The organism is Pseudomonas sp. R76, assembly GCF_009834565.1.
Classification (GTDB): domain Bacteria; phylum Pseudomonadota; class Gammaproteobacteria; order Pseudomonadales; family Pseudomonadaceae; genus Aquipseudomonas.
On sequence record NZ_CP019428.1, the window covers coordinates 6,544,936 to 6,567,938 of the forward strand.

At 48.8% G+C, this 23,003-nt stretch carries 17 protein-coding genes and 1 pseudogene; 13 read left to right on the plus strand and 5 right to left on the minus strand.

From position 1 onward, the window contains the following. The first annotated feature begins 63 nt into the window (after positions 1-63). The 8 genes from PspR76_RS29780 (at position 64) to PspR76_RS29815 (ending at position 11,554) form a co-directional block, all read left to right on the plus strand. The gene (locus PspR76_RS29780) at positions 64-1,416 is read left to right on the plus strand and encodes an anti-phage dCTP deaminase (RefSeq protein ID WP_257792569.1); all 1,353 of its coding nucleotides are present in this window, start codon (positions 64-66) and stop codon (positions 1,414-1,416) included. A 231-nt stretch (positions 1,417-1,647) separates the two neighbouring features. Next, positions 1,648-1,941, plus strand: a complete 294-nt coding sequence (locus PspR76_RS29785; RefSeq protein ID WP_257792545.1) for a magnesium chelatase domain-containing protein — start codon at positions 1,648-1,650, stop codon at positions 1,939-1,941. Positions 1,942-2,409: 468 nt separating this feature from the next. Further along, on the plus strand, positions 2,410-3,654 hold the full coding sequence (locus PspR76_RS29790; RefSeq protein WP_159960932.1) for a tyrosine-type recombinase/integrase: 1,245 nt from the start codon (positions 2,410-2,412) through the stop codon (positions 3,652-3,654). After that, positions 3,638-5,362 carry a hypothetical protein gene (locus PspR76_RS29795; protein ID WP_159960934.1) on the plus strand — a complete coding sequence of 575 codons (1,725 nt, stop codon included), beginning with the start codon at positions 3,638-3,640 and terminating at the stop codon, positions 5,360-5,362. The genes PspR76_RS29790 and PspR76_RS29795 overlap by 17 nt, the downstream gene beginning before the upstream one ends. After that, positions 5,359-7,365 carry a hypothetical protein gene (locus tag PspR76_RS29800; RefSeq protein ID WP_159960936.1) on the plus strand — a complete coding sequence of 669 codons (2,007 nt, stop codon included), beginning with the start codon at positions 5,359-5,361 and terminating at the stop codon, positions 7,363-7,365. Before PspR76_RS29795 ends, PspR76_RS29800 begins: the two co-directional genes overlap by 4 nt. Position 7,366: 1 nt before the next feature. Beyond that, positions 7,367-7,789, plus strand: coding sequence for a hypothetical protein (locus PspR76_RS29805; RefSeq protein ID WP_159960938.1), 423 nt, complete (start codon positions 7,367-7,369; stop codon positions 7,787-7,789). 1,013 nt (positions 7,790-8,802) lie between these two features. Continuing rightward, positions 8,803-9,564: a GNAT family N-acetyltransferase gene (locus tag PspR76_RS29810; RefSeq protein WP_159960940.1), complete on the plus strand. Its 762-nt coding sequence runs from the start codon at positions 8,803-8,805 to the stop codon at positions 9,562-9,564. 499 nt (positions 9,565-10,063) lie between these two features. Further along, positions 10,064-11,554, plus strand: coding sequence for an SIR2 family protein (locus tag PspR76_RS29815; protein WP_237235706.1), 1,491 nt, complete (start codon positions 10,064-10,066; stop codon positions 11,552-11,554). A gap of 297 nt (positions 11,555-11,851) precedes the next feature. Here the strand turns inward: PspR76_RS29815 and PspR76_RS29820 are convergent, their stop codons facing one another. Further along, a complete protein-coding gene (locus tag PspR76_RS29820) occupies positions 11,852-12,217 on the minus strand; it encodes a histone-like nucleoid-structuring protein, MvaT/MvaU family (RefSeq protein WP_159960942.1) in 366 nt (121 codons plus the stop codon). 717 nt (positions 12,218-12,934) lie between these two features. Between PspR76_RS29820 and PspR76_RS29825 the strand changes: the two genes are divergently transcribed. The 4 genes from PspR76_RS29825 to PspR76_RS29840 all read left to right on the plus strand — a co-directional run bounded on the left by PspR76_RS29825 (position 12,935) and on the right by PspR76_RS29840 (position 19,417). Then, the gene (locus PspR76_RS29825; RefSeq protein WP_159960944.1) at positions 12,935-14,710 is read left to right on the plus strand and encodes a class I SAM-dependent DNA methyltransferase; all 1,776 of its coding nucleotides are present in this window, start codon (positions 12,935-12,937) and stop codon (positions 14,708-14,710) included. Further along, positions 14,710-16,758: a restriction endonuclease subunit S gene (locus PspR76_RS29830; protein ID WP_159960946.1), complete on the plus strand. Its 2,049-nt coding sequence runs from the start codon at positions 14,710-14,712 to the stop codon at positions 16,756-16,758. Before PspR76_RS29825 ends, PspR76_RS29830 begins: the two co-directional genes overlap by 1 nt. 1 nt (position 16,759) lies before the next feature. Then, positions 16,760-18,601 carry an AAA family ATPase gene (locus tag PspR76_RS29835; protein WP_159960948.1) on the plus strand — a complete coding sequence of 614 codons (1,842 nt, stop codon included), beginning with the start codon at positions 16,760-16,762 and terminating at the stop codon, positions 18,599-18,601. A gap of 69 nt (positions 18,602-18,670) precedes the next feature. After that, on the plus strand, positions 18,671-19,417 hold the full coding sequence (locus PspR76_RS29840; RefSeq protein WP_159960950.1) for a hypothetical protein: 747 nt from the start codon (positions 18,671-18,673) through the stop codon (positions 19,415-19,417). A 233-nt stretch (positions 19,418-19,650) separates the two neighbouring features. Here the strand turns inward: PspR76_RS29840 and PspR76_RS29845 are convergent, their stop codons facing one another. The 4 genes from PspR76_RS29845 to PspR76_RS29860 all read right to left on the minus strand — a co-directional run bounded on the left by PspR76_RS29845 (position 19,651) and on the right by PspR76_RS29860 (position 22,085). Further along, positions 19,651-19,947, minus strand: coding sequence for a hypothetical protein (locus PspR76_RS29845; RefSeq protein WP_159960952.1), 297 nt, complete (start codon positions 19,945-19,947; stop codon positions 19,651-19,653). Positions 19,948-20,201: 254 nt separating this feature from the next. Next, on the minus strand, positions 20,202-20,636 hold the full coding sequence (locus PspR76_RS29850; RefSeq protein ID WP_178119853.1) for a hypothetical protein: 435 nt from the start codon (positions 20,634-20,636) through the stop codon (positions 20,202-20,204). A gap of 178 nt (positions 20,637-20,814) precedes the next feature. Then, positions 20,815-21,522, minus strand: a complete 708-nt coding sequence (locus tag PspR76_RS29855; protein WP_159960954.1) for a hypothetical protein — start codon at positions 21,520-21,522, stop codon at positions 20,815-20,817. 53 nt (positions 21,523-21,575) lie between these two features. Beyond that, on the minus strand, positions 21,576-22,085 hold the full coding sequence (locus PspR76_RS29860) for a hypothetical protein (protein WP_159960956.1): 510 nt from the start codon (positions 22,083-22,085) through the stop codon (positions 21,576-21,578). A 502-nt stretch (positions 22,086-22,587) separates the two neighbouring features. Here PspR76_RS29860 and PspR76_RS31765 point away from each other — a divergent pair. Then, a pseudogene (locus tag PspR76_RS31765) lies at positions 22,588-22,703 on the plus strand (NAD-dependent deacylase); the annotation flags it as partial. Positions 22,704-23,003: the final 300 nt, after the last annotated feature.

The window sequence follows — 23,003 nt, forward strand, 5'->3', positions numbered from 1 at the left end:
AGCATATAAAAATCAGCGATATAATAAAGTCTCATTACAAAAAAAAATGGACTCCCTGAAAACCTGAAACACCTCTCTCTTGAACCTGCCGCAGGTAAAGAACGGTACACCACTCTTCAAGACCTCGGAAACGACTTAAGACAAAAGTTCGACCCACAGATACTAGCGGCTCTTTCAATGGCTAGCGTGGCAGCTAAACGTGATACAGCAATGTCAAAAGGTGATACAGACAAACCACCCAAGACCATCTATATAATTGACCAACTCAAGCACCCCGAAGAAGTGGAGCTTTTCAAACTGGTTTACGGTGAAATATTTTATCTAATAGGTGTTCTAAGCCCGCAGAATGTCAGATTCAATTATCTAACGCGAACAGAGAAAATTCCAGGACATGAAGCTCAATACTTAATTGATCGGGACCGAAACGAAATAAATGCAACATATGGACAGAAGCTCGAAAAGACCGTCCAGCTAGCTGACTATTTCATTAGAAATAATCAAGATTCGATTTCCAATCTTTTTGCTCCTTGCCAGCGTTTTGTAGCATTGGTCCATGGCAAAAATGGCGTTACGCCGACCAAAGATGAATCTGGAATGTACGCAGCCTATTCGGCCTCCCTAAAATCGGCCTGTCTAAGCAGACAGGTTGGCGCGGCAATCGCAAACAAAGAAGGAAATGTCATTTCCCTAGGTTGGAATGACGTCCCGAAATTTGGTGGAGGCCTGTACACATCCGACACTGAAAACGATCAACGCTGCATATATCATGGGGGAAAATGCTATAACGATATCCACAAATCTGCTCTTATCCAAGATATTGTGGCAATTGTTAGTTCCCAGGTAACTGTCACCGACAAGGTTAAATCTGAGCTAGCCAGACTTATACAAAAGGAAACTAGAGCCGGCTCAATAATTGAGTTTTCCCGTGCGATTCATGCGGAAATGGAAGCGATTCTTGGCCTGGCCAGATCCCAGGGTAATTCCACAGACTCGTGCGTGCTGTATACGACTACATTCCCGTGCCATAACTGTGCACGCCACATTATCGCTGCCGGCATTCAGCGAGTTGTCTACATTGAACCTTATGAAAAAAGCCTAGCACTCGACTTGCATGAAGATGCCATAACGACTGATGCAAATCATGCTGGAAAGACTTTATTCGAAACATTCTCTGGTGTTTCACCTAGCAAATATGCATCATTTTTTGTAGCCCGTGGAGATAGAAAAGACAAATCAGGCATGGCCATAGACATAATAAAAATCGAAGCTCTGCATATAGGAACCGAGTACCTCGACCCCTACCAAACAATAGAAAGCAAAGTTGTTCAAGATCTAGTCTCTAAAGTTTCTCTTCCAATACCACCTGCTCCGCCCCAATCTGACCCATGGCCTCCAGAACCTCCTAAGGCTGCATAATAAAACGCAAGGCTGGAACTCATAGTTCCGGCCTACAAAACTTTAAAAATTCTGCTCGACAGTTACCTAGATTTACCAATCAGAACTGTAGACTAGCTGCATATCTATGACGAAAAAATCTACTCGTAATGTTTTGCTTCATTTCCGTTTGCAAATTAAGTTAGCCCTTCAAAATTCTAATACTATCCTTTGAAGACCCGCAGGAAGCGGCCTCTCTTTCAAGGAGCGAGCATGTCTCTCGCCATCGTCCACAGCCGCGCCCAAATTGGCGTCGAAGCCCCTGCCGTCACTGTTGAAGTGCATATGGCCAATGGTCTGCCGTCCCTGACATTGGTGGGCCTGCCGGAAACCGCCGTCAAGGAAAGCAAGGACCGCGTGCGCAGCGCCATCCTCAACTCTGCGCTGCAATACCCGGCACGCCGTATCACCCTCAACCTCGCGCCCGCCGACCTGCCCAAGGATGGCGGGTACAGATTAGTTATAGGTATGGCCAACGCACACATAAGTAGCACCTATGGACGTTGATATTGCTCAATGAGTTTTTGAGCGTCGGGACGCAGTACAAATAAGAACTGGCAAATATGAAACCGTCACTTCAGGAACGCCACTGTTGGTATGGAAAGAATAACGGCGCGTAGCGATAGGCCGGATACGTTTAAATACGCAAACTAAGGTTTTCAGACCAAACCGATAGAAACAATAAAACAACTGCAATTTAAAATGTTAAGCCAGGCGCCACCCTCGCTGAGCCATATGGAGCAGGATACCGATCTAAAGAATTTCTACCGATAATCTATTATCTATAGCTAGGACCATCACTTACGTTTGCGTGTTGAAATACACGCCCGATGACGTAGTCCAGCTGTGTCACGGCGACACGCAGTGATCGGCGAAAGGAAATGAGAGCATTGTACTACCATGTACTTTTAAGCCAGCTTGTGTTCGTATTCCACTTTTTCAGGGCAAACTACCGTGGCCTTTCTAGAGACATTGATGTACACGCCAGCACGATTGGAAAAAGCCGATACTGCGGTGTGGGTCCGATCTGAATACGGCATGATCGCTCAACTTCCACAAATATTCTGGAGTGACGGAAACTCGTGGCGCGAAGCGAATGCGTGGCTTGGTGAACTAGCGGCTAACAAAGCAACTGATATAAAAACAGTACATTCGAAGGCTGCAGCATTACTCCACTATGCCAAATGGCTCGAAGCGTCTAAAGTTTCATGGATGCAAGTCCATGGACGAAAAGATGAGCGTTGCATTAACAAATTTAGAGGTGCGTTGATTCTTGCTCGGCAGGAGGGCTCCTATTCCGCCTCGACAGTCTCATCTCGGATCAGAGTTATTAGACAATTCTACTCCTGGATCGTCCAAAACAACCTCGTAACATTAAGAACTCCTCTATGGCGAGAGCGCCGGATCAGTATTCAATTCACTGACCGCTATGGTTTCGCTAAGTCTAAAGATGTAATGACTACAGATTTAGCAATACCCCTAAGAAGCAGCAAAAATATTGATCTTGAGGATGGACTGTGGCCTGTTTCGACAGAAGACAGAGAAAAGATTCTTAACTGCGCCCGAGATAACGCTCCATTAGAAATCTACTACATGCTGCTTCTGGGCTTTCACACTGGTATGCGTATACAAAGTATTGGTGATATTAAAACTCAGACAATAGCACGAGCTATTGATCACCCGCTGCAAGACGGAATTAGCACTATCGCCATCGGCCCAGCTGCCGACCCTTCTGTCGCTACCAAGTATGGGAAGACTGGGCGAATTGAAATACCAAAATCACTGGTCCAGCAGCTAAGGACATACTCTTTGAGCGAAGAACGGCTATTGCGATCTGCTCGCGCGCAACATCAAGACCAAGATGTTCTTTTCCTAACTAAAGCGGGGAACAGGTACACAAGGGCGGATAGAAATACATCCGGCGCAATAAACACGGCGATGTGCGAGTTAAGAAAGATTGGCAAACGACTAGGGTTAAACGCACTCATCGATTTTAAGTTCCATCAATCTCGTGCGACCTACGCCACCGAATATGCAACGTTTGCTCTCTCGATCGATCCAGCTGGTGCGATAGAAATGGTTAGACGAAACCTTCTACACAAAGACGAAGCAACGACGATGAAATATATAAAATTCATCAAGCAACACCCCTTAATCTCCGATATTAACAACAAGTTCACCAAACGCTTCCTAGGACGCTATTATGCCGACCCAGCATGAGGCGCTAACAAATACTTTTACCTTCCCGTCGATAAAGTATGGGCACAGAGAAACACCGTTGAACCTCTTGCCTATACTTTATAAAGGTGCCGCAAAGCACAATGTCCGTGAGGTGCTCGAAGAGATCCGAAAAGGAACCTTCGGTGAAATTCGCGCTGAGCGTTTAAGTCTAGTGGAACTTATCCACGAGACACTCAATACCAATGTGATATCAGGAAGGAGCCTAATCTCAGCCAAGCGAACAATACTTCAAATCAGAAACTTCGTGTCATGGTGTGATAGCTTAAACATGATACTCAGCCTGGAATCGCTGGAGCATTGTTTTCTTAAATGGGCCGCATTGCAGCGAAATATAATTTTATCCTCTCCTCATAGAAAGTCTAATATACGAGGCATTGCATCGGCACTATGTTCAATATTCGACTCAGTATTGGGTTTAAACTCAGGCCTAAGTTACAAAATAGGCATTCAGCGGCCTCGACGTGAGCGAAAACCTTCCGGATCAAAAAATGGCGACAAGCAGAATCTTGAGGAGACTTACAGATTTGGAGCATTTTTATGCCACATAACTGAAGGACTTTCCGAACAAGCCATATGGGGTAATCTACCGGTTATCATACAATTAGCTGATGGAAAAAAACTTATCGAATGGTCCAGATTAAGACCTGCAGAAAACGTCAAAAGACTTAATGATCCGACGCAGCCATCTCATCGTAAACGCGCGACCGAGGCCACGAGAGCATCGTATGTAGCAGATAAATCATTCCGCACCAGACATGCACTGATCAACCTGAGAATAGAAGCAGAGCTATTTATTTTCTCAGCCCAAACAGGCATGAACGTCGCGCAGATGTATAATCTCGAACGCACAAAATATAAATTCATTAGTTTAATTGATGGCTATGAATTTCAGGGCTACAAAGAACGTTCACAATCTCTGTTTACAGCAACGGTATACAGTGAATATAAAACTCATTTCTCGAACTATTTAACATGGCGTGACGCGATCTTTTCGGATCGGCCATCCCGCTTTTTATTCCCATTCCTTAACGTACGCGGAAGAGCGGACCACATGGTTCCGTCCTTCGCCGCCCTACGCAAACGTTGTAATCAGCTAGACCTAAAATTTATTCCTCCAAGGGAGCTACGCAATGCAAGAAGCAACTTTCTGTTACGCGAGACACAAAATCCAGACCTCACGGCTAAGCTATCACAGCATTCCGTTGCTACCTTTTACAAAAACTACCACCGTCCTAATCATCAGGTCGCCCAAATTGAGATAAGTCGATTTCACGCGGCACATGATCACATCTTGGCTGCAACGGGTCCTGGCGGTTGCGTATCCGCTCGCCCAGTGCCTGAAGATATCGGCGCGCCTCATATCCCTGAAGCGGACTGCCTCACCCCAAGTGGGTGTCTTTTTTGTGAACAGCACCGCGACCTTGACACTGAGGACCACATCTGGTCACTGGTCACTTTTAAATATCTAAAATCCATTGAGCTAAGTAAGGCAAGCATTCAAAAAGATGCTATTCCTAATCCAGCATTGCTCACGATAAAACGCATTAATCAAAAGCTTGAGTATATCCAAAGCCTTTCTACCAAAGCACAAGTATGGAACGAAACAGCCCTCCGCAAAATATCTGACGGAGACTACCATCCGAAATGGAGTGGCTTTATAAGATTGCAGGAAATGACCGCAGAATGAATATATCATTGAAATTTAATTTAATATTGGGCAGCGTTCAGTTACCGGTAGAAGAAAACATAAACCAATGGCCACCGCTGGATAATTTCCCGATAACTATAGATCAAACGGGAAAGGCCGTTTCCTATTTCGGTGATAGCAAATGGAAATTCACCAGCGTCCGCGGCAGGGATGTCAATATATACTTCCGAAATAATGATACACATCCTGCGTTCATTGATGAAGTCAATACTATGAACCTAAAAACAATTCTTGCCTGGTGGTTATGGCGATCAATCACACCCATATCGGTCGATAGCATCAAGGCGAACGCCAGTTTTTTATTTCAGGTGTTCAAAGACTGTAGTCGTGCCAAGATTGACGCGAAGGAGCTTTATAAATATCCTCATATGATTGAAAAGCTACAATTCAAACCAGGATCATACTTAAAAAAAGTACTGCCCCTCCTGCACATGATTTACGAGAACAGCGCAAGTATCGGTTTTTATATATTAAACCCGATGAGCATCCAAAAACTTTATGCATCCATAGTGATACCAGATACGAAACAGACACCTTATATTCCGCCCCGCATATGGAAATATCAAGTAACAAGGCTGAATGAGTTCGTAATGGACTATCATGAGGTCAAGACAGGAATAAAAGACCTTTATCTAGAGTGTCTTAATCTTTACCTCAATTATTTTGGTAGTTGGGAGCGTGCATATGCTCCAATAAGTGAGCGTGGACGACGCTCCACCCCTTTCGATTACAATCGGGACGGAGTTAGATTTGAAGACTTAGCGCGTAAGCACGGAGTTGAGAAAACATTACAAAAATGGCTGTATGGGCCTGGCCTCAGCCTCATGGGGCCTGGCAAAGGCCTAAACTCGCTAAACCGGTATCTCGGGATGGCAAGCCGCGTTGGCATTGCTTACATATTAAATTTTACAGCAATGAGAATTGATGAGGCTTGGAATCTGCGTAGCGACTGCTTGACCAAAGAGAACGATCCAGACTTCGGGGACTTTTGGACGATTACAGGAGAAACCACAAAGCTTTACCTCGATTCTGATTCGAGGTGGATCACTTCTCCCTCGGTAGAGCCATCGGTCCGGATGATGGTTCATGTCGCCGAGCTTCGCGAAAACGCTGCCAAGGTTTGCCCGTATTTAGATGTGAAACATGATGCTGCGGATACTCTATATTTGATCTCGCGACCATATGAACCATGGGGCATCAGTCTAGGTAAAGGTCTTCCGAGTATATCTCATTATACTAGCTATGCATCTGTCATAGACCTCAACGATCGACTCTTCGATAGCAATCAAGTCTCGATCTCGGTTGAGGATATCTCGATCGCGAGATTGATCACTCCTTCATTAGACGGCACAAAATATCAAGTTGGAAAGCGCTGGCCGTTTGCTTGGCATCAACTCAGAAGAACCGGCGCAGTGAATATGCAGGCGTCCGGGCTGGTTTCAGATTCATCTCTACAATATGCATTAAAACATCAATCCAGGATCCAATCTCTGTATTACGCACAAGGCTGCTCAAAACTTATTTTCAACGAAGACGGAAGAACTGAGTATATCAAAGCTGCGTATGAAACTCGGGCAGTTAAATTAGCACAGTTGGTTGGCAATAGGTTCGCATCCCCATACGGACAGAAGCGACAAGACATGCTGCTAGCACCAATCAATCAGGGCAATTTCAAAAAGCTGTTAGAGGCAGCGAAAACCGGGAAGGTTGGATTTAGGGAAGTGCTGTTAGGGGTCTGCCTGAATAAAGAACACTGCACCAAAGGCGGAATTGATAACATTGTATATTGCGTCGGTGGGCATGGAAAAGGAGCCTGCACCGATCTGCTTATAGACAAAACCAAGCTGATCCAAGTCAAACAATTAAAGGCAGAGACAGAACTTCTGCTCGAAACTACCCCGAGTGGCAGCCCTTATTACACCGCACTCAGCGCACAGATAAAAGCTGCACAGAATGCAATTTCTATCATTGAGGCAAATTGATATGTCTACTGAACAGCGATTTCGTGAAGCCTTTCAGCGACTTAAAGAACTAAAGCCAATTATAATATCACGGGATAGTCTAGTATCCCAAAATAATATTGCAAGAGAAGCAGGGCTTGACCCTAGCGCCCTAAAAAAGAGTAGATTTCCACTGTTGGTCGCCGAGATAAAAGAATGGATTAGGGAGAACTCAAAACCCAGAACACCTAGCAGACAAAATCTGTCGCAATCCAAGGCCAAGCGCCGCACTAATAAACAGATTATCAGCGCGCTTAAACTTCAGCGCGACATCGCTGCCAGTGCTCTTTTAAGTGCAGACTTGCTAATACTCGAACTCTACAGGGAGATCACTGAGCTTAAATCCCAACTGCCCAAAACTACGGTCATATCGATTTCCGGCGGCATATCCTCAATCCGTTCTTAGACCGAATTGATCTATAAAGTAATGTGACCAATTCAGTTATTACTGATCCATATCTCCGGAAAAAGGCTGGCAAGCATCCAAAACACCTAGAGGACTTGACGAGTTATTGCTTTCGCAGCACGAGAACCTAGCCACGGAAAATACTCATTAAAAAATTGAGCAGTCTCGTGCAGACGAACTGGAATCAGCTTAGGAGGCGATTTGCGTAATGAGTAGAGCGCCAGATCTAGATCCGCAGCGGGAGCAATAGCACGCAACTCGTGACAACCTAAAGAAAGACTGGTCGGCGCTGATAGGTGATGAAGAGCACCGCGACTGGCTTGATAAGCCGACATTCGCCACACGAACGCGAACTGTGAAGAGTAAGTTTGCATAGATGCACACCAAGTCTCGGTCTAAAATACTAGGGCAAGTTAAGTGTAAAAATAGGCGCAATTGCTTATTATTGATTTAGCGAGGGAGGCGTAGACAACCGTGCACGTTATCTTCAACTCCTAGATACCTACGATATCAGTCAGGCCAAAAGTGCTGAATTTATCGCAGCTGTTACAGGTGGCCCTTGTGCAGTACTTGCATTACGCTCATGGGCTAAAAATCTAGAAAAACCTAGTTCAGCCGGTTGCCGAATTGGGCCGTTTCTAAGCTTGAGCAGCAATTGAATACATGCATCGCGCCCTAGCGCGACGTGCCGAACGTAGAAGGAAAGGGCCATTAGCAGTGACAAGTACGAGAACAAAGTCACCTTACCTCCTTGTTCTAGGTTTCGCCAACAGGCCGGCCCGGATGACCTGGATACTGGCCGGCCGCGGTACGCCGTCAAGGTATGCGCGCCGGACGAGCAGGCGCGACATCAGGTCGAGGATAACTCGCAGATCATGGGCGCCACTGGCAGGCAATTCTATGTATGGGATATCAAGAACCGTTCCAGCTGGCCTGTATTTCTGACACTGACTATAGATGGAGTGCCGGTAGACCAGGACTACAACTGACGAACTGTTCGAGGAAAAGTCGACGTGAAACGGAAAAGTATTCGTACCGCTTTACCATCAGATCTGCCTTACATCCAAAAATGGCTCAAGTATGAGGTGCGTAATGGATATGGCTTCATCAAAAACTGGGGCATGATCCAGGATGCTTGCGCCCAAAAGCTGATGACAGTCTTTGTTGACTCTGAAGGACCAGTTGGTTTTCTCACGCGCGGCATTTCTCTCGACACTATCTTGCAGACGAAGAGCGATTGTCAGCGGTGCGGAATCGGACGGGCTCTGGTGGAGCACGCCATTCGTCAGGAAGATGCCAAAAACAACGCAGTGCTCATTGTCCAGTGTGAGCCGCGAAGCTCAGTGGAGTTCTGGTCAAAGATGGGTTTTGAAGCTCACAGGGATGCTGAAGATTTCAAGCACCTTAAGGCCATCTACATGCAGCGCCTCTCGAAGATGGCGTACAAGCAAGTTCGGGGTGAGGAACTGGAGATGGTCATTGTTCGCGTGTACCCCGAAAAGGCCCTTTACTCGAAAGAGCCGGTAAAGCCTGATCGCGTGCATTATGTGTTGGCAAAATTCGACGAAAAAAAACGCACGCTTGAATTGGCTCACCGCATTTCGATTGCTCATGAGCCCATGCTGAAAGATCCGGTGGTTGAAGTCAGTTGGAGCGGTATTGAAATCGTCATGGGTAAGGCCAAACACGAAGAAGCGATAGCTATAGGCTTTAAGCGAACGCCGAACTACTGTGGTTTTTATCTCGATGTCATCACACTCCCAGATAAATTTTAGAGATTGAACCATTTGGCCCACGCTCTATGGCTGAGTGGAATTGGGGAGTTGTTGCCGCATCGGTAGCAACCCGCTTAGTTGCGCAAGAAGGGATGCCCGGACGCTTATTCGAATTCGAGAGGTACGATCACTGCACAAGTGATGGCCTTTGGCTAGAATGCCCCCACCGAGAACGGAGCTGGCGACTTCGTGACATACGTTGCGCCTCCCGAATACAAGGAAGACTCTATGCCCATGATCGCCAATGATCCCACTACCCAGCTTGCATTCTCTGTATATGAGAACAAAGGAGTCTACGCGTTACTCCTAGGCTCAGGAGTATCCCGCGCCGCCGGTATTCCGACCGGCTGGGAGATCACCATGGAGCTAGTCAAACGTGCCGGTATTGCCTCAGGTGTCGGCGAGCAAGAGGATTGGTATGCTTGGTATCTAGGTCAGACTGGAGAGCAGCCTAACTATTCCACGCTGCTGGAGACCTTAGCGGGCACGCAGAGCCATTGTGCAGAGCTTCCTGGAGCCTACAGCCCAAGAGCTGGAGGACGGTTTAAAAGTACCCACCAGGGCTCATCGAGCTATCGCAGAAATGGTGCGTGCTGGACACGTGCGGGTCATCGTGACCACCAACTTCGACAGGCTGATGGAAAACGCACTGCGTGATGCCGGCATCGAGCCCACTATCGTGAGTTCGGTCGACACCCTGGCTGGAGCAGAACCGCTCACCCATTCCCAGTGCTTCATCCTCAAAATCCATGGCGATTACAAGGACGCCCGGATTCTAAATACGGATGTTGAACTGGGCGACTACCCCACTGAATTCAATACTCTGCTCGACCGCATAATCGATGAGTTCGGGTTGATCGTCGCCGGCTGGTCAGGAGAATGGGACCACGCCCTGAGGGCGGCGTTTCTACGCGCCCCTTCCCGACGCTACCCAACCTACTGGCTCGCCCGAGGAGGTGTGTCTGAGCGCGCCCAAGAGTTGGTCGCACGACGCCGCGCTTCGGTGGTTAGTGGGACTGATGCGGATACGTTCTTCGATGCCCTTAACCTGAAGCTTGAGACCATTCAAAAATCCCGCCAGCCCAATCCGGCGAGCGTCGAGCTGATGATCGCCATGGCAAAACGCTTCATGGACCGACCTGAACACAGGATCCAGCTCGACGACCTGGTCACGGCTCAAACTCGACAGAGTATTGCTGATTTTGCACCTCTATTTGCAGGACAGGGTGACGTGAGAACCCAGGCGTTCAGTGATTGGGTTCCTGAGTACGAGGCTATCGTAGAACCAATCGCACGCCTTGCTTCAGTGCTAGGTCGATGGGGCACAGGTGATGAGCTGAGTCTTGTACTGGATGCCGTTAAAGGGCTATATGCCGAAGCTCATAGGGAGCAGGCTGGCTATACCCACTGGCTCGCCCTGAAGAACTACCCAGCTGCGTTGGTCGTTCTTGGCTATTCACTGGGTCTGATCCGTGCAAATCGCCTTGACGTTCTATATAGCCTGCTCAGTTCAACCGTCATTAACCGCCGTGAGCAACCAGGATTGATTGGTTATGAGTTGTCACCGTTCTATTTAGAGGCCGGCAACGGACTGCTGGCGCACTGGAAAACCTTAGAGGATCAGAGCAACGCCCGTACACCGCTATCCAATCGCCTGGCCAGCCTCATTACCTGTAAATGGGCACCCTCGTTCGCCGGAGTGCAGGATCCCGAGCTGCTGTACGAGCGTTTCGAATTTCTGAACCTGTTGTTCTTCGCTCAAGCGAACGGCGTCAATGAAGAAGAGCTCAATAATCGAATCCAGCAGAGTCAATTTCGAAACATCGCGATGGGCCGTCTGTCGTGGCACTCGGAGACAATCTCGCGCTTTGTTCAGGAATACTCTACGCCAGAGTTCAACGCGCCCTTGCTTGCTGCCGGCTTCGCCTACGCCAGTGAGAGCTACCTTCAGCGATTCTTAGAAGGATTAGGCGGAATGAGCAGGTGGTAAAGGCGCTCCAAGGCTCCCCTAAATCCAGATCATGGATCACTACTCATAGCGACCCGCAACCGTCAGGGTAAGCGTCCGCCGAACACATCTTGCGTGATTAAGCGGATGCCCACCTAAGCGTGAGGTAGGCGTGTTCACCGTTCGCTTATCTCGGATGTGATTGGCGGTCGCGATCAAAAGTCAACGATCGCCCAGCCAAATAGCCTCCGTTCAAACCCGTCCTTCAGAAAACTGAACATATCCATATCTCATGAAAAAGGGCCCCGCAGGACCCTGATTGTTTGTACTCAAACGGTCTTACTGAGTGCGCCAGGACTCAACAACGTCAGCGCCGAACTCGTTTTTCCATTCTTTCAGCTGGCGATGGTTACCGCCCTTGGTTTCGATCAGCTCACCGGAATTCGGATTTTTGTAGATCTTGACGTCACGTGCCTTGCGCACAGCCTTTGGAGCGGCTGCTGTAGGAGCGCGTGAGGATGCCTGAGGATCAAGGATAGCGATCACATTGCGCAGGCTGTAGCCGTACTCAGCGAGTAGTGCGCGGAGTTTGGTTTCGAACTCGACCTCTTTCTTCAGGCCTTCGTCGCTTTTCATAGCCTCAAGAGCTGCCAGTTGCTCAGACAAGTGTTTTTCAAGCTGACGGAATTCTGCGAGACGAGACATTTTACGCTCCTGTATGTTGATAGGCCATTATCCGGTGATGGCTACGGCCAAGTCTAGCAATCGGAAAACTGAAAGGGGGCTTCAATGCCTTTAGTAATGCTCGACACCTGCGTCTGGCTTGATATGTCGTCCCAAAACGTTGAGCTTCCTATGCTTACCGCCCTGAAGCACCTAGTCCAGGATGACCCTATCAGCCACGGCCAAAAGGTGTTGCGCCGCCCCCGAGCATTGGCGCAGAACCCAACTGTAAAAGGACCTCGGTAGCTCACTACGCAACAGACCGCTTCGCGTTTTGGGCTAAGAACGCGAAGGCCGATCACTAAACAGCGCCACATGCCGCCACCGGGCATCGGCGAACTGAAATCGCTCCCCTACGGCCCCGGCGCCCAAAGCATCTATGAGATATCATACTGACAGGCGGCCAATTTGCTGCGTAGGTGAAGCAGCGTGACGCGCAAGCAGACTGTGTTGGATGAGCCAAGCGACGACTACCTCTAAAGGCAGCTTGCCAAGATTTCCAACCGCGGGTAGCAGAGATCTATCAAGGTTCGCCGTTCGACCGGTTCGACAGCAAAATCCAAATCCGTTGCTCCATCCTTGGCAGCGGCGAACGCAATATAAGCAAGCTATGCAGGTCCTTAAGAAGGGCTCTATGCGACACCTAAGAGCCAAAGCAAGCCTCGATTATCGCTAGGCTGAGCAGAAAGAGAACATGTAATGAATCTGAGCAGTACCATCAAGTCCATCCAGGACATTATGCGTAAGGACGATGGTGTCGATGGCGACGCTCAGCGTCTGGGCCAGCTTACCTGGATGCTCTTCCTCAAAGTCTTCGACCAGCGTGAAGACGAGTGGGTAAATGACAATCCCAAATATCAATCTCCCATCCCCTCGCATCTTCGTTGGCGCAACTGGGCAGCTTTCAAACCTGGGGTGGATGGCAGGAAGGTGTCGCAGAAAACGGCTAGCGAGATTATCAGCTTCGTCAATAGCGATCTGTTCCCTACGCTCAAGAATCTCGACGCTAGCGTCAGCGCTCACCACAAGGTGATCCGCAGCATCTTTGACGATGCCAACAACTACATGAAATCGGGCGCTCAACTGCTTGCGGTGATCGAAAAGCTTGAAGAAGCCATCCACTTCGACGATTTCAAGTTGCGAGCCCAACTCGGAGATGTTTATGAGCACCTGCTTAACGACCTGAGGGGCGCAGGCAACGCAGGTGAGTTCTACACCCCACGTGCTATTACCCGGTTCATGGTGGATCGTGTCAATCCGAGTTTGAAAGGCGAAGAAGTGGTACTTGATCCCGCCTGCGGTACGGGAGGCTTCCTCACCGCGACCATTGACCATCTGCGCCATCAGCGCACCTCCAAGTCCGGAGCCAAAGAGCAGACTGCTATCGAAGCAGCAATTCGAGGCTTTGAAAAAAAGCAGCTACCGCATCTTCTCTGCACTACCAACATGCTGTTGCATGGCATCGACGTACCCAGTCAGATCGAGCACAGAAACACCCTAGGTATACTCTGGGATAAGTGGAGCGCTGAAGACGAGGTGGACTGTGTAATCACCAACCCTCCTTTCGGCGGCTATGAGGACGACGGAGTGGGCACCAGCTACCCGCCCGAACTACGCACCCGTGAGACAGCCGACATGTTCATGGCGCTCATTATTAAGAAGCTGCTAAAGGAGCGTGGCCGAGCGGCTGTGGTACTTCCCGATGGGTTCCTGTTCGGAACGGGTATAAAAGACACGCTTAAGGAACTACTGCTTCGTGACTGTAAATTGCACACCATCGTTCGCTTGCCTAAGGGCGTCTTCGCTCCTTACACCACCATCAAAACCAATCTGCTCTTCTTCACCAAGGGAGCGTCGGTCGACGAAGAAACAGAGCACTTTCACACTGACACTATCTGGTATTACGAGCATCCCTACCCGTCGGGCCACAAGAGCTACAGCAAGACCAAGCCTATTCGCTTCGAAGAGTTTCAGTCGGAGATTGCATGGTGGGGCAGTGAGACCAACGACTTTGCCGACCGTGTAGAGAATGAGTTCGCCTGGAAAGTCGACTTCAAAGCTAAGCGTGATAAGGCCAGGGTAGCCGCCAAACCGCATTGGAGTCGCGCGAAAGCCCAGAACCTTGAGGCCGCCAAGCTAGAAAACCGTGTGCGCGATCTACGAGACTCCATCAAGGGTGCTCGCAACGCGGCGCAGCGCAAAATGGCTGAAGATGAGGCCGAAACCCTGCGTAATAAAGCCGATGAACAACGCCTGCAAGCGCGCGATGCCCAAGCTACCGGCGATCGCCTTTATTGGGCGATTTACAACTTGGATCTAAAAAATCCCAACGCGCCGGAGGAAGAAAACCATGATCCTGACGTGTTACTCGACAAATACAAGATCCTCCTCGGGCAGATCGAAGAAACTGAGAACCAGCTGAAAAGCGAACTGGCTGCAGCCTTGGCGCATAATTTCGTCAGTAAGGATTCCTGATGGATGCGCAGCAGTTTCTGACCGAGTTTGGCCATATCGCAAACGCACCGGGAGGCGTGGCTCTGCTTCGGCAAATGATTTACCAGTTGGCGGTCACCGGCTCGCTTACACCGCGCGGCTCTGCACCGGAAGACGCATCTACGTTACTTGCTAACATTGAGCGAGAACGAAAACGCTTGGTAGGCGAGAAGAAGTACAAGCGGATGCTAAAGCTGGAAGGCGAGCCTATTCAGCCTCCCCACCTGTTTGTGCTGCCATCCACTTGGCGCTGGTCGAGACTACTCGACATAGGCGAGATCAATCCCCGCAATGAAGCGGCAGATGATCAGCTAGTAGCATTTGTTCCAATGAGCGGGGTACCTCTGTTGCATAAGGACTCTGTCGTTGCACAAAAAAAACGGTGGGGAGATATCAAGAAAGGCTACACACACTTCGCCAACGGCGATGTGGTATTGGCCAAGATCACCCCGTGCTTCGAAAACGGCAAGGCTGCTGTGATAACCAGCTTGCCAGGGGAGTTAGGTATTGGCGCTGGCACGACGGAGCTGCAGGTATACCGACCAATTCATGCGGGCATCCTGCCCAGCTATGTTTACCTATTTCTACGATCCCCTCTCTTTACCGTAGAAGGTAAGAAAAACATGACGGGAACGGCAGGCCAGAAACGCGTTCCCACTGACTACTTTGCTACGCGCGCATTTCCACTGCCGCCAACCGGCGAGCAAAATCGAATTGTCGCCAAAGTCGACGAACTAATGACTTTGTGCGACCACCTAGAAAAGCAGCAGCAACACCGACGCTATCTGCAAAACGCCTTGCGTCAGTCTATGTTACAAGCCATCGCCAATGCACAGAGCCCTCACGATCTACAAGATAGCTGGAAGCGGCTCGAGATGAGCTTCGGATGCGCGATTAGCGAGTCGAAGGACGTCGACGCCGTCATCGCAGAGTTGAAAAATTTGGCTGTTCGTGGCCTGCTTACTGACGCCTCAACGACACGACCAGACTTGAATCGCATCAAGCTAGATTGTGAAAAGCTGCGACGGCAATGTATCGACGAAGGCTTGATGCGCAAACAGAAGTTAGTCGGCATGGCTGCAAGCGAAGTTGCTTATCCAGAGCACTGGGGCATCGTTCCGTTCGACGAAGTTGCGATAGTGATTGGTGGCGTGACGAAGGGACGGAACCTTCGTGGCCGCGCAACTATTGTCTGCCAGTATTTGGCGGTGGCCAATGTTCAACGCGGTTACGTAAAGCTTGATGATTTAAAGTCGATTGAGATATCAGCGGACGAGTTACCTAAGTACGTGGTTAATGAGGGAGACCTTCTTATTACTGAAGGAGGCGATTGGGACAAGGTTGGGCGCACCTCGATTTGGCGTGGAGAGATAGAGAACTGCATACACCAAAATCATGTCTTCAAAGCGCGTATCCCAAGCTCGCTGCTCAAAAACGAATGGGCTGAGCTAGTTTTTAACTCAGGCGTTGGGCGTGATTACTTTGCTAGTGCCTCTAAGCAGACGACCAACCTCGCATCAATCAACATGACGCAGCTTCGCAGCTTTCCACTTCCTGTTCCTCCTCTGGACGAGCAGGAACGCGTGCTCGCTGTGCTTTCCGTGCTGGAAGCCAAATGCGTTGAGTGGCGGAGTCAGTTGCAGCGGAAGCAGGAGTTATCTGCCCTGCTAGCCAATTCTACCGTTGCGGCGTTTACTGGTATCGCTATCGATCAAGAAAAGGATGTCGCTGTGAAAGCTCCGCAAACCGAACTTATCGCACCGCTACGTCTGGGCACTGATCCAGACACTAATGCGCAAGCCCCACTCGCGACCCTGTTAGCGCGCGACAACGGTGAGATGTCCGCCCTCGACTTATGGCACCGCTTCGGCGGTGAAATTGACGCCTTCTATGCTCAGCTAAAGATCGAGGTAGCTTACGGCTGGATTGACGACCCCAGTTACGTGCTCGATGAGAGTGCTCCTGAGAGCACAAAGAAGTACCCAAATGGCGCACAGGTCGCCAAAATGAAACTCAAAGAGGACGTTTGAGTTGCAACTCCTATACTTAAACATTCCGCAGTTCCGTAATTTGCGTGGTGTGGCGATAGAATTTGCGACGCATCTGTCGCTTATGCCCGGCGTAGCAGCCGATGCAGTCCCACAGCCGATTCGCAGTCATGCTCTAATCGGACAGAACGGCACTGGCAAGTCCAATCTAATCGAAGCGCTAATTACTATCTTCCGTGATGTCGATCTTGATAGGGATGCAGCATTCGACTACACGCTTGAATATCAGATTCGGGACCATATCGTTCGGATTCAAGCGGATACCGCCAAACAGAAGCGCCCCTATGTATGGGTAGATGGTGACCGTGTAAACCAGAATTATCTTAACCAGAACGACCCCCCTGAAAAATCACCACGCGATGAGCGGCGAGGCCCGCGACTACTGCCAACGCACATTTTTGCCTATTACTCTGGCCGTAACGAACGCATAGAGGGCTTGTTTCAGGAGCATCAGCGCCGCTTCAACCAACTGCAAGAAATCACAACTGAAGAGGTTATACCTGAGCAACTGCTGGAGAACTTTACTGCCAGCGAAGCGGACATCCGCGCTGTGGAGGAGGCCAAACGCCGACGCGAGTCTCGCCTGAGACAGCTAGGTGATGATCGCCTGCGCCGGCTGTTTTACTGTCGGGGCGGTCACAGCCAGCTCGTGCTGCTGGCTTGCTTGCTGTCCGATGATCCAGTGTTCAAAAAGGTTCTTAAGAACCTGCACATCGAAGCCCTCGAGTCGGCCCTATTCGTCCTAAAGGAACCGTATCGTCTACGCGAGAAGCGCCGGAGTGGAAAGTTTGACGAGAGCGATATAAACGAGGGCGACCCGCGCTTTTGGTTCGCCCGCGGAAATGTGGTGAATGAGTTTCTTGATAAGCTTTGGCAAGTCTCCTGGGCGCCCATCGAACAGGAGGTATCCAAGCAAATTGATTTTCGCGGCCGCACCGAGAGGCAAAACCAGCTTTACTTGTTCGTACCTAGTAACGCCAAACTCCAGCAACTGGGAGATCTGATGGGAGGTACCGACAACTTCTTCCGCTATTCTGAGGGCGCCTACATTGGAGATTTGATCGACGAAGTACGCATTACGGTCAAGAGGAGCGATGAACACGGAGGCAAGGTAAGTTTTACTCAGCTTTCCGAGGGCGAGTTGCAGATGCTCACCGTGCTAGGCCTGATGCGCATCACACGCGAAGACCATTGCCTATTTTTGCTCGACGAACCCGATACACACCTAAATCCAATCTGGAAACTTCGTTACTTCGACGACATTGAAGGCGTTCTGGGGAGTGATGAAGACAGGCAGATCCGGGGGAACTCGCAGATCCTCATCACTACGCACGACCCAATGATGGTTGGGGGCTTACGTCGCGAGCAGGTACTCATCCTTAGTCGACAGGGAAATCAGACGATGGTGCAAAGACCGTACGAGCATCCGCAAGGAATGGGCGTGGCGGGATTGTTAAAGAGCGAGCTATTTGGCCTTCCTTCGACGTTGGATCAGCAAACGCTTGACGATCTACAACGGCGTAATGATCTGCTAGCCAAGAAGGCCAGCCAAGGTTTGACCAGCGCCGAAGCAGATGAGTTGGTGCGCTTGCGCCGATACCTAGAAGAACTTGGCTTCTCGCGTGAATACAGGGACCCTATGTACCAACTATTTGTGCAGAAGATGTACGAGGCCAAGTCGCAACCCATTAATAAATTTTTGACGCCCGAAGAGTTGGCTGATCAAGAGGCCATGGCCGAAGGGATCGTGAAGGATTTAGTTCGCAATGAACGTAAGGGTGAGCTTGCTGAACTTGCCAGGTTGTTGAAGCAGGGAAGTAACTGACGCATGCGTAAGATCTCAATACCTCAAGGGCAAACTCCGCCACAAGATTGGTTAGAGGAAGCCTCGCGTATGACTGCTGCCTTGGCCGCCGCGGATAGCGATGAAGAGCGCGATACCCTCATAGAGCAGCACGCAAGGCTGTGGCGCGACGATCGCATTCGAAACTGGTTGCTGAGACTGTTTCACAACAAATGCTGGTACACAGAGGCTCATGAGTCCGTATCGGCCTACCACGTAGACCATTACCGCCCCAAAGGTAGAGTAACTGACATCGGGCGAACTCACCCTGAAGCAGGCTACTGGTGGCTAGCATTTGACTGGCAGAACTACCGGATTTGCGGGCAACTTATCAACGTCAAGAAGAGCGATGTATTTCCGCTTTTGGAGGGCCACAGGGCTACACATAGCATGCCCAATAGTCTGCGACTGGAAGCTCCTATCATGATTGACCCCATGACCGATGACGCCAGGCTGATCAGCTTCGAGATGGACGAGGACGGCTGCAGAGCTGTGCCAATGCCGGGTGCTGAAGAAGAAGATTGCGCTCGTGTAGATGCCACCATTGAGATCATAGGACTTAATCGTCTGGATAGGCTAAACCAGAAGAGGGCAGATGTCTGGCGTGAATGCCAAGAAAAGCTGACTAGTTATGAAGCGGCGGCGCAAGAGCCGCTAGCACTGAAAACACTACGGCGCGCGATGATCATTGAAGAGCTCAAAAAGAGCGTGCGATATGAAAGCGAGCTATCATCTGTGGCAGAAGCATGCATCCGAAAATTGGGTTCGGAAGTCGTGAGGGCGCAAGTTCACGGTTGAAGCCTGAGCAGTTTCTATTCTATTACTAATCTCTGTACGAAAGGATTGCCTTCCGCACCGAGGACAATAGCCGTGTGAGTGGCCTCTATCGAACCCTTGACTGACATACCGTGGAGAATTTACCAGAAGGTGAAATTCCCTGTTGGTAATTTATGTGGTGGCTTGGACTGGCAGGTCTAGATAAATTACTGATCGAGAGTAGGTCTCGGTGATTTCTGTCTGGCTATGGTGTTCTATTTTAGAGGATGAATACTGACAAACTTACCGAAGTAAACGTCTGTTTTTTTCGTAAACATTTCGTATGAGAAAACTTCGTTGTCTTCGACTGTGATCATACCGACGTAAACGATGGTAAGATTTTTATCTTTTTGAAAACTGATGCTAATAGGAGATTCTGCACCATGCTCGTCTACGACTTGCATCGCCTTGCCTTTAGAGGCAGGGATTTTCTTTACGTAGAGAGTACCTTCAGTGTCATCGGGTTTAAGGTAAGTCAAAATCTCAATCTGCTGGTCTTTCGTTAGTTTCATTTGGCACTCCATTTTCACTCCTTGTCCAAGCCTTTAGCACTGTGCCCTAAAAAGGTATCGGAACGCAATCGCTGTGCCACCATCGGCTGCTACGTGCGGTAATTCTACTTTCGAGGCAGCGCTCCGAAACGATCGCGGTAGAGACGGCGGTTAGCTGCGCAGAACACCGCAAGTGCAATTATTAACAAAATCATTATATAAACTTACTGCACTCGCCCCTATAGTTCTATTTTCATGCATGCAAGTTCTTTACATTAGACTCGCTTGAGAGGGCCATGAATATAAGCATTAAAAATTAGAGAGCACTCAGTGAACTCGTCTGCAATTTCTTTCAGCGAAGCGGTTGTCCAAGAAGCGCCGTCACGAAAAAGCCGCTGCCCGCCGTCCTTATCCGTTCCCGGCTTTGCATGCAGTAATCCATTTCTCGACTTTACCAAAATTTTAAAATTCTCCCCGGACTCAACTAGGGCAGCCCGGAGTTCTGGACCTCGAACGCGTTTTGCAAATCGAATAAAATCGCTGGCAATGTTACCGGCAGTTTTCCTTTCTAGTTTACGTATGTAATTTCCTTGCAGGCATTCGCAGCACCAAACGACGTTCCACTCCAACTGTGCAAATGCGAATGTCGCCAATCCCAAATCCTTGATGTATTCGTTATCTACTGAAATGCGCAAGCGATCGTCTTTCATATAACTCCTAAATTTTAAACTTAACCATACCAAAGTTTTTTATGGCTGATTTTCGAGAATCATTGACTGAGTGCCAGTCCGCTGTACTTTGCAAGGAAAATATATTAAACAAAGAAAAAATTCTATATTTTTCATATATCTATATGCATCACATATACATTCAACATCTATTTGTCGACTAGTATGCTTTGTAGTCAAATGGAGATACTAAAACCTTAATCTCTTCTTCGGTTATAAAATTTTTGGCTAATTCTTGGAGCCCTTCATATTCTACTTCCCGAAAGTTTTTAAATTTCTGCCTGATTTTTTTTAGAGTTTCATCAGGTATTTTTTTAGCACATTGGTAGGCTCTGTAATAAACGCTGCCAGGAGAACTCAATGGTGAAAAGGGCGGTGGGGCTCCTATTTCCGGGAATATATATTCAGCATAAAAGCTTTCTGCGAACTTAACTGCTGCCCCTTCTTCTAATGTAGCCACTGGAGTAGAATTTATATCCGCAGGCCCAAGCAGATGTAGCGATTCATGGGCGACCTCATAGAATAGCTGCTCCCAACTTTTAACTGTTGATCCGAGACATACCATATGTACTACATCTGGAAATTCAGGTGTCGATAGTGTTACACCGACTCGTGATCTGGAACCATGGAACCGTGGTTGAGTGGATATCTTTTTGGCGTCCATGCTCGACGGTCCATATTTATTCTCTGCAAGGCTGTGAAGCAGTTTACCTATGCAGTTGATAGCGAATCTGTTTTCATCGCATTGAAGATTCCTAGTCGCTGGATTTAGACTCTTTTTTAAAAAATCAATTTTCTCACCGACCTCAGAGTCATCTATAAAAATGTCTTCCGTCATTTTAATTATTATATTTTTAACCCATTCCATTCGGCGACCTCTTTTAAGTTTGTCGTGAGTCATTTCTATAGATTAGGGCGGGGCTATTTTTTGGAAGATAAAAACAAGCTGTTCTTTATCTCTTTTACTAGTTTTTTACGCACGGTCTCGATAGAGGTAGGATTATCTGATTCTGATATGCCATTACTGTATATATGGCCGGTCCAAATACCGTTGTTAAGCAGACCGCAAATTTCGTGTTGGCCTAATTCACTTGGCCATGCGGCAAAGTATCCAGGATCACTATGGATTATACGTTTCTCAAGTTTTGGGATTCGAAAGAGAATGGGGTGGCTGACCACGAGGTATTTTAGTCGAACTATTACTTTCCAAGCGCCAGGATCGTAAGGGGGATTAGAATCTTCAGGCTTGAAAACATGAACAGTGAACTGTTCACTCAGGTGTTCCGCGTGAGCACTTACAAATTCCGTTACGTATTTGCGCAACTGCTCGGCCGGGTTCGATCCTACCGCTGCGCAAACCTCTTCAAAGTTTTTCTTCTCCGCCGCGCTCACGCGTGTTCTGAGAAACTCGCTCCTATCTTGAGCATTCATTTATCACCCCTTTACGGACCACAAAATAGAATTTCGTGGTCCATTCGGCTCTCTTATCAGCATCCTGTCAAGGGATTGGAGCCAATCCCTATCACAAACGCTTACTCATCTGACGCTCGTCGCCGGAGTGACAAGACCAACGAAAGGGGGATTCACGAAAGCGTAGGAAAACCGTACTGGAAAACTCGACAATTCGTTTCTGCGACCAGTTTGAGAAATGTACGCTCCTGGTCGATACTGCCGCTCACGACCAGCGACTTTCGGAAATCAACTCCCGAAGCGCGTTTTGGCTGACCAATAATTTTACAGAATCTGACTGAGTAGCCTCCCCGTTTATAAAGTCAGTCCCGGGCTAGGATGTGCCGCAGCTTCCTAGATCGCAGCAATCAGCGCTTTGATGGTTGCTTTGGTATCTGCGACGACGGATGCGTCGCGTGACTCACATGCTATCTTTCTAGCACAGCGCGCTGCTGTCCTTATCGGAATGAACTAATTGTGTGAAATAAACCGTGCTTCCGAAGCCCTACGGTTAGGTCGCAAGGTGACAACTTTCACAGGGGCAGGCATCGCCGCTGAGAGTGGGATTCCACGTTCCGCGATATGATCACAGGGCTGTGGAATAACGCTAGAGGCGCGTTGGGGCTACGGGATTGCACACCACGGTAAGCGTTATGAATTCCACCAGTGTAAAGGTGGTTTTTTCCAGACAGCGGTCTACCTCAAACAGGAAAGGCGAACTCAACATATGTTCACTACAGGTGCCCTGGAACTGCCCGATGACTTCGGTCTCGTTGTGAAGGATAACTATTTTGCGGATTCTGACCGCTGAGGTGGGAAATGAAAGGCCGCCGAAAAATCAAAACGGACAAGTGGCTGAATCAGGAGCGGATTATCAAGGACGCCCGAGAAAAGCTGGTT

What these genes read in the sequence shown, in the direction of transcription:
- PspR76_RS29790 (WP_159960932.1), top strand. Translation starts at nt 2,410, where the DNA reads ATGTACACGCCAGCACGATTGGAAAAAGCCGATACTGCGGTGTGGGTC.
- PspR76_RS29830 (WP_159960946.1), top strand. Translation starts at nt 14,710, where the DNA reads ATGGATGCGCAGCAGTTTCTGACCGAGTTTGGCCATATCGCAAACGCA.
- PspR76_RS29825 (WP_159960944.1), top strand. Translation starts at nt 12,935, where the DNA reads ATGAATCTGAGCAGTACCATCAAGTCCATCCAGGACATTATGCGTAAG.
- PspR76_RS29795 (WP_159960934.1), top strand. Translation starts at nt 3,638, where the DNA reads ATGCCGACCCAGCATGAGGCGCTAACAAATACTTTTACCTTCCCGTCG.
- PspR76_RS29845 (WP_159960952.1), bottom strand. Translation starts at nt 19,947, where the DNA reads ATGAAACTAACGAAAGACCAGCAGATTGAGATTTTGACTTACCTTAAA.
- PspR76_RS29850 (WP_178119853.1), bottom strand. Translation starts at nt 20,636, where the DNA reads ATGAAAGACGATCGCTTGCGCATTTCAGTAGATAACGAATACATCAAG.
- PspR76_RS29860 (WP_159960956.1), bottom strand. Translation starts at nt 22,085, where the DNA reads ATGAATGCTCAAGATAGGAGCGAGTTTCTCAGAACACGCGTGAGCGCG.
- PspR76_RS29805 (WP_159960938.1), top strand. Translation starts at nt 7,367, where the DNA reads ATGTCTACTGAACAGCGATTTCGTGAAGCCTTTCAGCGACTTAAAGAA.
- PspR76_RS29855 (WP_159960954.1), bottom strand. Translation starts at nt 21,522, where the DNA reads ATGGAATGGGTTAAAAATATAATAATTAAAATGACGGAAGACATTTTT.
- PspR76_RS29840 (WP_159960950.1), top strand. Translation starts at nt 18,671, where the DNA reads ATGACTGCTGCCTTGGCCGCCGCGGATAGCGATGAAGAGCGCGATACC.
- PspR76_RS29785 (WP_257792545.1), top strand. Translation starts at nt 1,648, where the DNA reads ATGTCTCTCGCCATCGTCCACAGCCGCGCCCAAATTGGCGTCGAAGCC.
- PspR76_RS29800 (WP_159960936.1), top strand. Translation starts at nt 5,359, where the DNA reads ATGAATATATCATTGAAATTTAATTTAATATTGGGCAGCGTTCAGTTA.
- PspR76_RS29820 (WP_159960942.1), bottom strand. Translation starts at nt 12,217, where the DNA reads ATGTCTCGTCTCGCAGAATTCCGTCAGCTTGAAAAACACTTGTCTGAG.